At 66.2% G+C, this 12,439-nt stretch carries 13 protein-coding genes; 6 read left to right on the forward strand and 7 right to left on the reverse strand.

Going from position 1 to position 12,439, the window contains the following annotated elements:
• Nucleotides 1–38: 38 nt before the first annotated feature.
• Entirely contained in the window at nt 39–689 is a 651-nt protein-coding gene (locus N6H05_RS05055; RefSeq protein WP_284112934.1) for a TetR/AcrR family transcriptional regulator, read from the forward strand.
• Here the strand turns inward: N6H05_RS05055 and N6H05_RS05060 are convergent.
• Nucleotides 686–1,771 carry an alpha/beta hydrolase fold domain-containing protein gene (locus N6H05_RS05060; RefSeq protein WP_284112935.1) on the reverse strand — a complete coding sequence of 362 codons (1,086 nt, stop codon included), beginning with the start codon at nt 1,769–1,771 and terminating at the stop codon, nt 686–688. The genes N6H05_RS05055 and N6H05_RS05060 overlap by 4 nt on opposite strands.
• 82 nt (nt 1,772–1,853) lie before the next feature.
• On the opposite strand from N6H05_RS05060, the gene N6H05_RS05065 reads away from it, so the two are divergent.
• Nucleotides 1,854–2,309, forward strand: a complete 456-nt coding sequence (locus tag N6H05_RS05065; protein ID WP_284112936.1) for a MarR family winged helix-turn-helix transcriptional regulator — start codon at nt 1,854–1,856, stop codon at nt 2,307–2,309.
• Here the strand turns inward: N6H05_RS05065 and N6H05_RS05070 are convergent.
• Complete coding sequence (locus tag N6H05_RS05070; protein WP_284112937.1) at nt 2,306–2,920, reverse strand: glutathione S-transferase; 615 nt, start codon at nt 2,918–2,920, stop codon at nt 2,306–2,308. The two genes, N6H05_RS05065 and N6H05_RS05070, sit on opposite strands and share 4 nt — an antisense overlap.
• A gap of 37 nt (nt 2,921–2,957) precedes the next feature.
• Entirely contained in the window at nt 2,958–3,734 is a 777-nt protein-coding gene (locus N6H05_RS05075; RefSeq protein ID WP_284112938.1) for an SDR family NAD(P)-dependent oxidoreductase, read from the reverse strand.
• Nucleotides 3,735–3,890: 156 nt separating this feature from the next.
• Between N6H05_RS05075 and N6H05_RS05080 the strand changes: the two genes are divergently transcribed.
• Together N6H05_RS05080 and N6H05_RS05085 are read left to right on the forward strand one after the other, a co-directional pair.
• Nucleotides 3,891–4,799, forward strand: coding sequence for an SDR family NAD(P)-dependent oxidoreductase (locus N6H05_RS05080; protein WP_284112939.1), 909 nt, complete (start codon nt 3,891–3,893; stop codon nt 4,797–4,799).
• 100 nt (nt 4,800–4,899) lie between these two features.
• Nucleotides 4,900–5,292, forward strand: a complete 393-nt coding sequence (locus N6H05_RS05085; RefSeq protein WP_284112940.1) for a group III truncated hemoglobin — start codon at nt 4,900–4,902, stop codon at nt 5,290–5,292.
• Nucleotides 5,293–5,322: 30 nt separating this feature from the next.
• Here N6H05_RS05085 and N6H05_RS05090 read toward each other — a convergent pair whose 3' ends face one another.
• From N6H05_RS05090 to N6H05_RS05100, 3 genes are all read right to left on the reverse strand, one after another.
• On the reverse strand, nt 5,323–6,099 hold the full coding sequence (locus N6H05_RS05090; protein WP_284112942.1) for a helix-turn-helix domain-containing protein: 777 nt from the start codon (nt 6,097–6,099) through the stop codon (nt 5,323–5,325).
• Nucleotides 6,100–6,167: 68 nt separating this feature from the next.
• Nucleotides 6,168–6,605, reverse strand: coding sequence for a c-type cytochrome (locus tag N6H05_RS05095; RefSeq protein ID WP_004209113.1), 438 nt, complete (start codon nt 6,603–6,605; stop codon nt 6,168–6,170).
• Nucleotides 6,606–6,654: 49 nt separating this feature from the next.
• Complete coding sequence (locus N6H05_RS05100) at nt 6,655–8,283, reverse strand: AMP-binding protein (protein WP_284112943.1); 1,629 nt, start codon at nt 8,281–8,283, stop codon at nt 6,655–6,657.
• A gap of 154 nt (nt 8,284–8,437) precedes the next feature.
• On the opposite strand from N6H05_RS05100, the gene N6H05_RS05105 reads away from it, so the two are divergent.
• Together N6H05_RS05105 and N6H05_RS05110 are read left to right on the forward strand one after the other, a co-directional pair.
• A complete protein-coding gene (locus N6H05_RS05105) occupies nt 8,438–9,937 on the forward strand; it encodes a CoA-acylating methylmalonate-semialdehyde dehydrogenase (RefSeq protein ID WP_284112944.1) in 1,500 nt (499 codons plus the stop codon).
• Nucleotides 9,938–10,066: 129 nt separating this feature from the next.
• Complete coding sequence (locus N6H05_RS05110; RefSeq protein ID WP_284112945.1) at nt 10,067–11,401, forward strand: acetyl-CoA hydrolase/transferase family protein; 1,335 nt, start codon at nt 10,067–10,069, stop codon at nt 11,399–11,401.
• Here N6H05_RS05110 and N6H05_RS05115 read toward each other — a convergent pair whose 3' ends face one another.
• Nucleotides 11,402–12,172 (reverse strand): thioesterase family protein, encoded by a 771-nt coding sequence (locus tag N6H05_RS05115; RefSeq protein WP_284112946.1) that lies wholly within the window; start codon nt 12,170–12,172, stop codon nt 11,402–11,404.
• Nucleotides 12,173–12,439: the final 267 nt, after the last annotated feature.

A 12,439-nucleotide genomic window follows, 5' to 3' on the forward strand; every position in this document is an offset into this window, starting at 1 on the left:
GGCTGCTAGATGGAAAGCGATTATTGCAGAGAGGATCGATGAGCATGTACCGGGCGCCGCAGACCGACGACGCGATCGCGGAAATGGACGATCGCAACCAGCAGATCGTGGCTGCCGCCTATGATCTGCTCGACGAGGAAGGGCTGGAAGGGCTGACCATTCGCGCGGTGCTGCAACGGACCGGACTTGCCCGCCGCGCCTTTTACGACCGGTTCGCCGGCAAGGATGATCTGGTCCTTGCGGTGTTTGCCCATACGCTGCGCCGCGCGGCCGAGCAGTTCGCCGAGCAGGTGCGCGGCCTGTCCGATCCGCTCGCGCGCCTCCATCATATCGTGGCCGGTATCGTTATCGGCCGGGCAGCGATGGGCGGGGAATGGCAAGGCGGCCAGCGCCGGAGCGCCGCGCTCAGCCGCGAGCATCTGCGCCTGGCGGAGGCGCGTCCGGTCGAACTGCAAAAGGCGGTAAGCCCGCTCATCGACCTGATTGCCACGATCCTGTCCGACGGCATGGCAGAGGGGCAGGTCCGCGCAGGACCGGCGTCGTGGATGGCGCTGCTTGTCTATAATCTGGTCTCGACCACCGTCCACAGCCAGTTGCTGGCGGAAGAGGCCGCGATTCCCGACCGCCAGCATCGCGAGGAACTGGCGGCCGAGATATGGGAATTTTGCCGTCGGGCGATCGCGGCCTAGCGCGCCAGCTTCAGCCGATTGCGGAAGAAGGCGGTCATGACGTCGAAGGCCTCGCGCGATTCCGGCAGGGCGGGATCGTAGAAAAAGGCATGGCCCAGCCCATCCCACATATGCAGGTCGGCATCGACCCCGGCCTTGACCAGTTCGCGATGGGTGTTGACGGTCGCGCTCATCTCGAAGGCGCGGGTGCCGGTGATCAGCAGCGTCGGTGGAAACAGTTTCAGCGTCGTGGGCGACAGCGCCGGAGACACCAGCGGATCGCTGCGATCGACACCCTTGAAATAGGCGCGGACATCGTCGCGTGGCGGCAGCGCCTGGAAGGGCCGGGCGAAGCTCTGGCTGTCGCCGCCCCAGCGCGCGTCGCCCGAGGCGCAGAAAATGCCGATCGCGCCGGGAAGCGGCAGCTTTTCATGGATGAACCAGGCGATCGCCTCGGCCGTCAGCAGCCCGCCGGCCGAACAGCCGAAGATGCCGATATCCTGCGGCTTGTAGGTCTTGAGCAGTTCGCGATAGACTTTGGTCACATCCTCGGTCGCGGCCGGCCAGATGGTTTCGGGCGCCTGGCGATAGGTGATGGAGAGGATCTCCACCCCGGCCAGCCCCGCAAGCGGGATCGATTCCATCATGCCGGTGCCGCCGGCGACCCCCATGATGAAGCCGCCGCCCGGCAGGTTGAGCAATATCTTCCTGCGGTTGCCCGCTGCCACGCCGGCCGCCGGGATCGCGCGCACGGCGGGAATGCCGGCGATCTGCTCGTCGCGCGTCACCACCTTGTACATTGCCTTGAGCGCATCGATGCGCGGCGCCACCAGTTGCGGCATGCGCTGGCGCAGCGCGCCGGCCTGCCCAGCGGAAACCGCGCGCATCATCGGTTCTTCCGGGTCGGTCGGCGTGCGCGGCAGCGCCTTCTTCGCCGCCTCGCTCAGATAGATGGAGGGGGGCAGGCGAAAGCCGGGAACATTGACCGTGCCATCCGGCTCGATCGTGCCGGAAGCCGCCGGGCTATCGGGCGGTGGTGTCTGGGCCGGTGCCGTCCCGGCCAGGGCCAGCAGGACAAACGGCAAGGCGAATCGCATCGTCATGACTTTCGTTCCTCTCCATCTTATGTTATGATATATAACATACAGGCTTGAGCCTGCACGGCAAGGGGGCTAGACCGGCGCGGTGACGATCGATCCCGACAGCGCCTTCACCGACCCGCTCGACGCGATGCTGGGCTTTCATCTGCGCCGCACGGCGGCGGCGGTCACCGGCGCGCTTGCCGAGGCGATGGCGCCGCTTGGCCTCAATCCGGGCGAAGCGACCTTGCTGCGGCTGATCGGTGCCAATCCGGGCTGTACCCAGAGCGACATTGCCCGTGCGCTGCGCGCCCAGCCGGCCAATCTGGTGCCGCTCATCAACAAGCTGGCGCTGTCTGGCCTATTGGCAAAGGGGGCGGGCAAGGGCCGCGCGATCCCGCTATCGCTGACGACGGAGGGGCTGGTGCTGCACGACAGGGTCTGTGCGGCGTTCGACGCGCATGAGGCGCGGATCGGTCGCTCCATCCCGGTCGAACAGCATCGCGACGTCATCGCCCTGTTGCGCCAGATCTGCCTCGACGCCTGCTGCGGCCCGGCCTAATCGGCCTCCGCTTCCATCCATAGCGGGTGCCGCACCATGGCTTGAGCGAACAGCTCGGATTCCAGATGCCCGGCCAGCCAGCCGCGCAACGCGGCCCAGGGCTGCGCGGCAAACCAGTCCGGCTCGACCGCCGCGAACTGCCGCACGAACGGAAAGATCGCCATGTCGGCCAATGTCCGCCGCGCGCCGCAAAGCTGGGCCTGATCGCGTAACCGTGCCTCCAATGCCTCCAGCAAACCGGCCGCCTCGGTCCGATGCGCGATCGGGTCGCTGCCATGGCGCTCGGCATATTTGTAGCGATCGAGATGCCGTTTGAACGGCCCGTCATTGGCCGCGATCAGCGCCCCGTCGTCGTCCGCCAGCCACGCCTCTGGGTCATTCTGCCCCAGCGCCCAGCGCATGATCTCCAGACTCTCGTCGATCACCCGACCATCGGCCAGGACCAGCACCGGCACCGTCCCCTTGGGCGAGGCGGCCAACATCGCCGCCGGCTTGGCGCGCAGCAGGATTTCGCGATGCGCCACCGCCTGTCCGCTCACCAGCATCGCCAGCCGCGCCCGCATCGCATAGGGACAGCGGCGGAAGGAATAGAGGATCGGGACATCGGCCATGGCCCGCCCTAACCGAGCGGCGGGCCAAAGAGTAGCCTTACTCCGCCTCGACCCATTTCGTCGTCAGCGCGCGCGGCGAGAGATATTTGGTCGATGTCCAGCCGCCATCCACCACGATCGTCTGGCCGTTGATGAAGGCGGCGCCGGGCGAACAAAGGAAGGCGATGGTGCTGGCCACATCCTCTACCTCGCCCAGCCGCGGGAAGGGGGTGGTTTCCACATTCACCCGCTTGAACATCTCGTCCTCGAAGCGGTGGCGCACCATGTCGGTCATGGTGACGCCCGGCGCGACGCAATTGGCGCGGATGCCCTGCGGGCCGTAATCGCAGGCGATATGCTTGGTCAGCGCGTCCAGCCCGCCCTTGGCCGCCGAATAGGCGCCGCCGCGCCGCCCGCCGATCACCGCATAGGTGGAGGTGACGTTCACGATGCCGCAGCCCTCGCCCATATGGACGATCGCCTCGCGCGCCAGGCGGAAGGGTGCGCGCAGCATGAGGTCCAGGAACCCGTCCAGCGTGGCGTCGTCGGTCTCGTGCAGCGGCTTGGGGCTGCCCGCGCCGGCATTGTTGACCAGGAAATCGATGCGGCCGAAGCGGTCGAGCGCCAGCTGCACGATCTGCGCCGGCGCATCATCCTGCGTCACGTCGATGGACAGGGTGGCGACCCGCGCCGGATCGCCGATTTCGCTCTCCAGCGTCGCCAGCTTGGCCGGATCGCGACCGACGCCGACGATCGCCATGCCGGCATCATGCAGCATCTTCGCCGTGCAGAGCCCGATGCCGCTGCCCGCCCCGGTGATGATCGCTACCTGCATCTATCCTGTCCTCTGCTCTGTCCTGCCCCGCTCTTATCCGCTTCGCCGGGCATCGGCGAACCGCCGTGGCGATGCCTCGCCGCCCCGGCTTGAACCCGCGCGCGCGCCGCGTCACCCCTGCGCCATCATCTGCATAATCCAGCGAAAGGCCCGCTCATGTCCGAACTGCGCTACGACGATCGCGTCATCGTCATCACCGGTGCCGGGCGGGGGCTTGGCCGCGCCTATGCGGAACTGCTCGGCGCACGCGGGGCCAGGGTCGTGGTCAATGATCCGGGTAGCGCCGTGCGCGGCGAGGGGATCGATGCTGGCCCGGCGGCCGAAGTGGTCGCCGCGATCAAGGCGCAGGGCGGCGAAGCGATCGTCTCGACCGACAGCGTCGCCACGCCGGAGGGTGGCCGTGCCATCATAGAGGCGGCGCTCGACCATTATGGCCGGATCGACGGGCTGATCCACAATGCCGGCAATGTCCGCTACGGCTCGATGCAGGCGCTCAGCCAGGAAGATTTCGACGCCGTGCTGGACGTCCATCTGCGCGGCGCCTTCCATGTCGCCCGCGCTGCCTTCCCGCATATGTGCAAGGCGCGCTATGGCCGGATCGTCCTCACCAGCTCGATCGGCGGCCTCTATGGCAATCGCGATTGCGTCAATTATGGCATGTCCAAATCGGGCATGATCGGCCTCAACAATGTGCTGGCGCTGGAGGGGGAGGCCGAAGGGGTCAAATCCAACATCATCGTGCCCGGCGCCGTCACCCGCATGGCCGAGGGGCTGGATATCTCCCAATATCCGCCGATGGGGCCGGAACTGGTCTCGCCGGTCGTTGCCTGGCTGGCGCATGAAAGCTGCTCGGTCACGGGCGAGATGCTGGTGTCGATCGCCGGCCGCGTCGCCCGCGCGTTCATCGCCGAGAGCAAGGGCGTCTATCAGCCCAGCTGGACGCCGGAGGATGTCGGCGCCCGGATCGACGCGATCATGGACAGCCAGGATCCGCTGGTCTTCGGGCTGGAGGGCCATGTCGACCATATCCGCTACAGCTTCGGCCGCGCCGTCGCGGGGGAATAGCGCGCGCGGTCAGGTCGAACCCGGCCGGTCGAATCCGGCCAGTCGAATCCCGGCGGTCGATGCGCTATGGCTCGGGCATCCCCGTGCGGAGTCGCAATCCATGAAGGCGGAACGGATCGACGAGGCCAGCCTGCGCCATCTGGTCGAAAGCTTCTATGCCCGCGTCCGCGCGGACGACCGGCTTGGTCCGATCTTCAACGATGCCGTGGACGACTGGCCGGCGCATATCGACCGGCTGGTCGATTTCTGGTCGTCGGTGATGCTGTCATCGGGCCGCTACAAGGGGCAGCCCGTCCCGGTGCATATGGCGCATCGCGACCGGATCACGCCCGCCCTGTTCGACCATTGGCTGAATCTCTGGTCGCAGACGACCGATGCCGTCATGGGTCCGGCGGCGGCCGCCGCCTTGCAGGACAAGGCGCAGCGTATTGCGGAAAGCCTGCAACTCGCGCTGTTTTTCCGGCTGGGGCAGCCGCCGGCGGCGGGGGCATGAAGGGCGCGCCGATACGCGCCCCTGTCCGCCTTATTCGATCGTCACGCCGACCACGCGCCAGGCGCCATTTTCGCGATCCAGCGTCACCGTCTCGATCGCCTGTGCCTGATTGGCGTAGCTGGCGCGAAACTTCACCACTTCATAGCCATGGGGCGGGGCCGGCAGTTCCTCCTGGCTCAGCAGGCTGCGGGACTGGAGGGTGCCGAACCGGCCGCGCATCGTCTGCGACACCTCCGTCCAGACCTGCACCGTATTGAGTTTCTGGAAAGCGCTGCCGGTGCCGCGATAGCTTTCGGCCCATTTATCCTGGTCGATCAGCGCCAGCCATTGGCGTGCGGCGTCGACGACCTCGGCATTATGCGCCTGGGCGGCGGCCGGCATCGCTTGCGGTGTGGGGGCGGCATCGGGCAGGGCGGCGAGCGCCAGCAGGCCAAGGACAAAAGTCATGAGAAGCACTCCAGGAAGGATCGGGCGCCGGCGATCGGCCGGCCTCACGCCGACGACCGGCGCCTCGTCCTGATCCGCTTCGACCGGGGCGGCGTCTGCCCCCAATAGCCTGTCCCCCAGAAAATCGGGGGGTGATGCCTCGGGCGTGCCTTCGGCTTCCAGCAACAGCCGGGCGGCCTCGCGGCTGCTCGACACTGCCATCTTGCGCCGGGCATCGCGCAGCCGTTCGTTGATGGTATGGACCGACAGGTCCAGGCTGCGCGCGATCGATTTCGCGTCATGGCCCCGGACCATCAGGCGCAGCGTCTGCTTTTCCTTCTCGGTCAGCGCCCAAAGGCCGTCTGTCATCCCGCTGGTCATGGCGCCAGATGTACGAAGCCGCCGGTGCGCCAGCTACCCCCAAAAATTCGTATCTTTGGCGGGGCCGGTCAGTCCGACAGGCTGCGCAGATAGGCGATCAGGTCGGCGCGCGCGAGCGGGTCGGGGATGCCGCTGAACTGCATCTTGGTGCCGGGCACGAAGCGCTGCGGATTGGCGATCCAGGCGTCGAGTGCCTTGTCGTCCCAAACGCCGCCCTTGGCGCGCAACGCGGCGGTATAGCCGAACCGGGCGCTGTGCTGGCCGATCGGCTGGCCGTAAATGCCGTGCAGATTGGGTCCGCCCGTATCGGGGCCGCCGGCGCTGCTGGTGTGGCAGGCGGCGCAGGTGCCGAACAGCCGGGCGCCGGCCTTGGCGTCAGCCACCGTCATCAGCTTTTCCAGCGTCGGATTGGGGCCGGCCGCCTTCAACCGCTCGGCGCGGCGATCGTCGGCACAGCCGATCAGGCTCAGGGTCAGCAGCAGGGCGGCGGAGGCGGGACGCAACATGGCGCGCCCATGCCCGATCGGCGGGCGCGCGGCCAGCGGACCAATTGTCCTACGACGTTGCCGGTGCGGCCTCTTCCACCAGCCGTGCGCGGATCTGCTGCTTCAGCACCTTGCCGGCGTCATTCTTGGGCAGCGCGTCCCACAGCGCCACCGCCTCGGGATATTTGAAGCGGGCGACGCCATGGCCGGCCAGATGCGCGGCCAGCGCGGCGACGTCGGGCGTGGCGCCGGGGCGCGGCACGATCACCGCCACCGCCCGCTCGCCGGTGCGCGCGTCGGGGACGCCGACGATCGCGATCTCGGCAATGGCGTCATGGCCCACCAGCAGGTCCTCGATCTCCTTGGGCGCGATATTCTCCCCATTGCGGATGATCAGATCCTTGATCCGGCCGGTCACTACCAGATGGTCGCCATCGACCCAGGCACCCTGGTCGCCGCTGCGATAATAGCCGTCCGGATCGAAGCTCGCGGCCTCATCCGCCTTGTGGATATAGCCGACCATCATCTGCGGCCCGCGCGCGCGAATCTCGCCATCCGGCGCGATGCGGACGATGGCGATGCCGGGGCGGCCGTCGGTCTCGGCGGCATGGGTGACATCGGCCCGGTCGATCACGCCGACGGTCGTGACCGGCAATTCGGTCGATCCATAGACGCGGCTGACCACCGCCTGCTCGAAATAGCTGGTCGCTTCGCGGATCAGCGCCGGCGGCACCGACGCCCCGCCACAGATGAACAATTTGAGCGCGGGCAGCCGCGTATCCGCCGCGCGCGCCGCCGCCAGCAGATGCTGCAGGAAGGGGGTGGCCCCGGCCATATGGGTGCAATCGGCCTCGGCCATGATCCGCACCGCGTCATCCGGGTTCCACTGCTCCATCAGGATCGCCGTCGCGCCCAGCAGCAGCGGCGTCTCGAACGCATAGATCGACCCGCCGATATGGCTGATCGGCGACGGCACCAGGAAACGGTCGCCTGGTTCGACCAGCCAGTGGCGGCCGATCTGGCGGATCAGCGCATTGATCGAATTATGGCTGTGCATCACCCCCTTGGGCCGGCCGGTGGTGCCGCTGGTATACATCACCATCCGCACCTCGTCGGCGTCCAGCGCGGGCAGCGGCTGGCCGGCCGGAGCCGAAGACAACAGGGCGTCATACGCGCAAACTTTGCCATCTTCCGCCCGAACGATGACGATCTCCGGCGGCCTTTCCATCTCCGTCGCCACCCGTTCCAGCATCGCGCCATAATCATGACCGCGGAAGCGTTCCGGCACAAAGATCATCCGGCTGTCCACATCCGCCAGGATGAAGCGCAGATCATGGTCGCGCAGCGACGGCAGGATCGGATTGGCGACCATGCCGGCGAGCGTCGCGCCCATGTAGATGACCGCCGCCTCCTGCCAGTTGGGCAGCATGAAGGATATGACGCTGGCGACCGGGAAGCGCGCCAGCAAGGCCTGCGCCAGACGCTGTGCCTGATCGTGCAGGCCCGCAGCGGTCAGGCAATGATCGCCGTCGATCAGCAGGATGCGGTCGGGCGTATCGCGGGCGGCGTTCGCCAACGCATCGGCGGCGGTGTCCGAACGCCACCAGCCATCGGCATAGGCCTGCGCTGCCTGATCGGCGTCCCAGCGTATATCCCATCCTGCGGCGGTGATCCGCCGTCCTGCTCCTGTCCCGGCCATGCTCGCTCCGCTGTCGATGAACGAGCCATGCGAAAGAAGCGCCGACCGGGCAAGCGCAGCGCCGATCCACCGTCCCCGCGATCAAATCGGCTGGCCGGTTCCGACCCTTCCGATCCTCCTTTATGGCCGACCCGATCCGTTTCGAGAGGGCAGCATGCGCATAGTCGACAATTTCACCGGGGGGCAGCATCGCGCATCGGCGTCGACGCGCCTGGGCGACATCTTCAACCCCGCCACCGGCCAGGTGCAGGCGCAGGTCCGCCTGTCCGCACCCAGCGAACTGGATGAAGCGGTCGCCAATGCGCAGGCCGCGCAACCCGCCTGGGCGGCGATGAACCCGCAGCGCCGCGCCCGCGTGATGTTCAACCTCAAGGCGCTGATCGAACAGCATATGGACGAGCTGGCCGAACTGCTGTCTGTCGAGCATGGCAAGGTCCATTCCGATGCCAAGGGTGATATCCAGCGCGGCCTCGACGTGGTCGAATTTGCCTGTGGCATCCCGCATCTGCTGAAGGGCGAATATACTGAGGGGGCAGGTCCGGGCATCGACGTCTATTCGCTGCGTCAGCCGATCGGCATCGCGGCCGGCATCACCCCGTTCAACTTCCCGGCGATGATCCCGATGTGGATGTTCGCCCCGGCAATCGCCTGCGGCAATGCCTTCATCCTGAAGCCCAGCGAGCGCAATCCCTCTGTCCCGGTCCGTCTTGCCGAACTGGCGATGGAGGCGGGGCTGCCGGCCGGTATTCTGAACGTCGTCCATGGCGACAAGCAGGTGGTGGACGCGATCCTCGATCATCCCGCGATCAAGGCGGTCAGCTTCGTCGGCTCGTCCGACATCGCCCAATATGTCTATGGCCGTGGCGCTTCGAACGGCAAGCGGATGCAGTGCATGGGCGGCGCCAAGAATCACGGCATCGTCATGCCCGACGCCGATCTGGATCAGGCGGTCGCCGACATTCTCGGTGCGGCCTATGGTTCGGCGGGCGAGCGTTGCATGGCGCTGCCGGTGGTGGTGCCGGTGGGCGAGCAGACCGCGGTGGCGCTGCGTGCCAAGCTGGAGGCGGGTATCGCCGGGCTGCGCGTCGGCGTGCCGAGCGATCCCGATGCCCATTATGGCCCGGTGGTCAGCGCCGCGCACAAGGCGCGGATCGAAAATTATATCCAGATGGCGGTCGATGAAGGCTCCGAACTGGTGATCGACGGCCGCGGCTTCGCGCTGCAGGGCTATGAGGATGGCTTCTTCCTCGCCCCGACCCTGCTCGACCGCGTAACGCCGCAGATGAAAAGCTATCAGGAAGAGATTTTCGGTCCCGTCCTGCAGATGGTCCGTGCCGAGACCTTCGAGGAAGCGATCAGCTATCCGACCAAACATCAATATGGCAACGGCGTCGCGCTCTTCACCCGCAATGGCGATTTCGCGCGCCGCTTCTGCGCCAATGTCGAAGTCGGCATGGTCGGGATCAACGTGCCGATCCCGGTACCGGTCAGCTATCACAGCTTTGGCGGCTGGAAGCGCTCGGGCTTCGGCGACATGAACCAATATGGCATGGACGGCGTGCGTTTCTACACGCGGGTCAAGACCGTGACCCAGCGCTGGCCGAGCGGCGGCGCGGTGCTGGATCAGAGCTTCGTCATCCCGACCATGGGCTGACGCGTCTCCTGGGGAGGAGAGGGCAAGGGCGGGCCGGGCAACCGGACCCGCCCTTGGTCCTTTTGCCGCGTGGTGAAACACGCGTCGGCCGCTATATGTCAGGGATCGACCACAGGAGAGAGGCGATCCATGACCCCAAAGGGCGATCAGGCATTATATCAGCAGACACGGCGTTCGGCGCAGGAGGCGGCGGCGCTGATCCCGTCGGGCGCCAAGATCTGCATGGCATTGGGGACGGGCCAGCCGCCCGCTTTGCTTGCCGCCCTGGCTGAGCGCGCCCGGTCCGGTTCTGTCGCCGATCTGCGTATCTATTATATGCTCTGCACCGGGATCGCCGGGGCCAGTGTGTTCGACTTCGCGCTGCGCGACCGGATCACGCCGATGAGCCTGTTCCATGGCGGCGTCGAACGGATGCTGGATCGCCAGCATGGCGAGGCGCATCTGCCGATGGTCGATTTCCTGCCCTGTCATTTCAGCCAGGTACCGCGCGCCATGGTCGAGCATGTCGGCGTCGACACGCTGATCGCGACGGTCGCGCCGATGGATGCCGACGGCAATTTCAGCCTGGGAACCGATGTCGACTATGCGCTGGCGGTGGCGCGCAAGCCCGGCACCCGGATCATCCTAGAGGTGAATGCGCATATGCCCTATGTCCAGGGCGACTGCATGATCCCCCTGTCGGCGGTAACCGCGCTGGTCGAGCATGATGGCGCATTGCCGACGCTGCCGGCCATCACCCGCACGGCGATCGACGACGCGATCGGCGCTACCGTCGCCGGTCTGATCCGCGATGGCGATTGCCTGCAGATGGGGATCGGCGCGCTGCCTGAGGCGGTGTGCGCGGGGTTGGCCAATCATCGGCATTTGGGCATCCATACCGAGATGATGACCACGGGCCTTGCCGGACTGATGCAGTCGGGCGTGGTCGACAATAGCCGCAAGCAGATCCACGCTGGGAAGGCGATCTACACCTTCGCGCTCGGCGATCAGGCGCTCTATGATTTCCTGCACGACAATCCTGCGGTCGAGGCGCATCCGGTCGATTATGTGAATAATCCGTCCGTGATCGCGCGCAACGACAATATGGTGTCGGTGAACGCGACGCTGCAGGTCGATTTCCATGGCGCCTGCAATTCCGAATTCGTCAACGGGCGACAGTTCAGCGGCACCGGCGGACAGGTGGATTTCGTACGCGGCGCCTATGCTTCGCGTGGTGGACGATCGATCATCGCCTGTCATTCCACTGCCGCCAAGGGCACGATTTCCCGCATTACCCCGCGTCTCGACGGACCGGTCACGACGCCGCGCATGGACACGCATCTGATCGTCACCGAATATGGCCTGGCCGACCTCAAGGGCAAGTCGGTGGGGCAGCGGGCCAAGGCCTTGATCGCCATCGCCCATCCCGACTTCCGCGAACAACTGGATCGCGCCGCATTCGAGGCAGGATTGTTCGCCGGCTGATCAGCGCGGGCGGATCGTCAGCCATTGCGAGACGGTGCCCAGCGGCCCATTCCGGTCGTGCAGAATGGTGTGGGTCAGGCCGATGCCATCGGCGCCAAAGGAGACGGAGACATCAAAGCCTACCCACTCGCCTGCTGGCGCGCGAAAGATATGGGCGGTCAGGTCGAGATTGGGGAAGGCGGCGTCGGCAGTCGATACCAGGGGCGCCAGGCCATTGGCGGTATCGACCAGCCCCATGGCGCGGGCGAGCGGCGATACCGCTTCATCCTCGATCAGCGCATGGGGCGTGCGAATCCAGCCGATGGCGCGGCCGGGTGCGGTAGACTGGCGATGGGCGTCAATGCTGGCAATGAAACCGCCGGGCCATTCGCCGGTGCCGTCCCATGGCGCCATGGTTTCGGGACCGGGAATGGGTGACAAGCCAGTGCCTGCGATCGCTGCGGTGTCATAGGCAGCGGCGAGCCAGGCACGCAGGATGATGGCGGGTCGGTCGTTCTGGACCAGGCGCGCTTCCACCAGTTCGATCGTTCGGCCGGGGCGAAGCAGGGTGACGTCGATACGCACCGGGGCCAGGTTGATGGTTCCCAATATGTCATAGGATAGACGGCCAAGTTGCAACGGGTCGGCGCGCCGCAGATGGCCGTCGCGTTCAATCGCATGGGCCAACAAACCGAAGGCGGGGGCAACATGCTGTTCCGCGATATTCCAGGCACCGCCAACATGTTCGGTTGGTACAAAATGGCGGTCATCGATCCGCTGGAAATAGGCCATTTATGTCCCTCATGCCTGTCCGTCGCAGGCGTCTCCCTACCAGTCTCGGCTTTGTCCCGGCAAGCTGGACAGCGAAGATGACAATGGATTCATCTGCCAGAGTGATGCCGTCATGACTTCAACCCGACGCGGATATATGTGCGGCAAAAGAGTGTGCGAACAGCATTCGCGCGGGCATGTTTGATCAGCTCCGCCCTACAAATGCGAAAATTTCAGCCGTGTTGCGCGATTGCTGCGCTGTTGTAACGCTAATGAGATTGACTCGCA

The organism is Sphingobium sp. WTD-1, assembly GCF_030128825.1.
Taxonomy (GTDB): Bacteria; Pseudomonadota; Alphaproteobacteria; order Sphingomonadales; family Sphingomonadaceae; genus Sphingobium.

Coding starts and splice junctions, on each gene's coding strand:
- N6H05_RS05055 (WP_284112934.1), top strand. CDS start 39: ATGAGCATGTACCGGGCGCCGCAGACCGACGACGCGATCGCGGAAATG.
- N6H05_RS05060 (WP_284112935.1), bottom strand. CDS start 1,771: ATGACGATGCGATTCGCCTTGCCGTTTGTCCTGCTGGCCCTGGCCGGG.
- N6H05_RS05070 (WP_284112937.1), bottom strand. CDS start 2,920: ATGGCCGATGTCCCGATCCTCTATTCCTTCCGCCGCTGTCCCTATGCG.
- N6H05_RS05075 (WP_284112938.1), bottom strand. CDS start 3,734: ATGCAGGTAGCGATCATCACCGGGGCGGGCAGCGGCATCGGGCTCTGC.
- N6H05_RS05080 (WP_284112939.1), top strand. CDS start 3,891: ATGTCCGAACTGCGCTACGACGATCGCGTCATCGTCATCACCGGTGCC.
- N6H05_RS05085 (WP_284112940.1), top strand. CDS start 4,900: ATGAAGGCGGAACGGATCGACGAGGCCAGCCTGCGCCATCTGGTCGAA.
- N6H05_RS05090 (WP_284112942.1), bottom strand. CDS start 6,099: ATGACCAGCGGGATGACAGACGGCCTTTGGGCGCTGACCGAGAAGGAA.
- N6H05_RS05095 (WP_004209113.1), bottom strand. CDS start 6,605: ATGTTGCGTCCCGCCTCCGCCGCCCTGCTGCTGACCCTGAGCCTGATC.
- N6H05_RS05100 (WP_284112943.1), bottom strand. CDS start 8,283: ATGGCCGGGACAGGAGCAGGACGGCGGATCACCGCCGCAGGATGGGAT.
- N6H05_RS05105 (WP_284112944.1), top strand. CDS start 8,438: ATGCGCATAGTCGACAATTTCACCGGGGGGCAGCATCGCGCATCGGCG.
- N6H05_RS05110 (WP_284112945.1), top strand. CDS start 10,067: ATGACCCCAAAGGGCGATCAGGCATTATATCAGCAGACACGGCGTTCG.
- N6H05_RS05115 (WP_284112946.1), bottom strand. CDS start 12,172: ATGGCCTATTTCCAGCGGATCGATGACCGCCATTTTGTACCAACCGAA.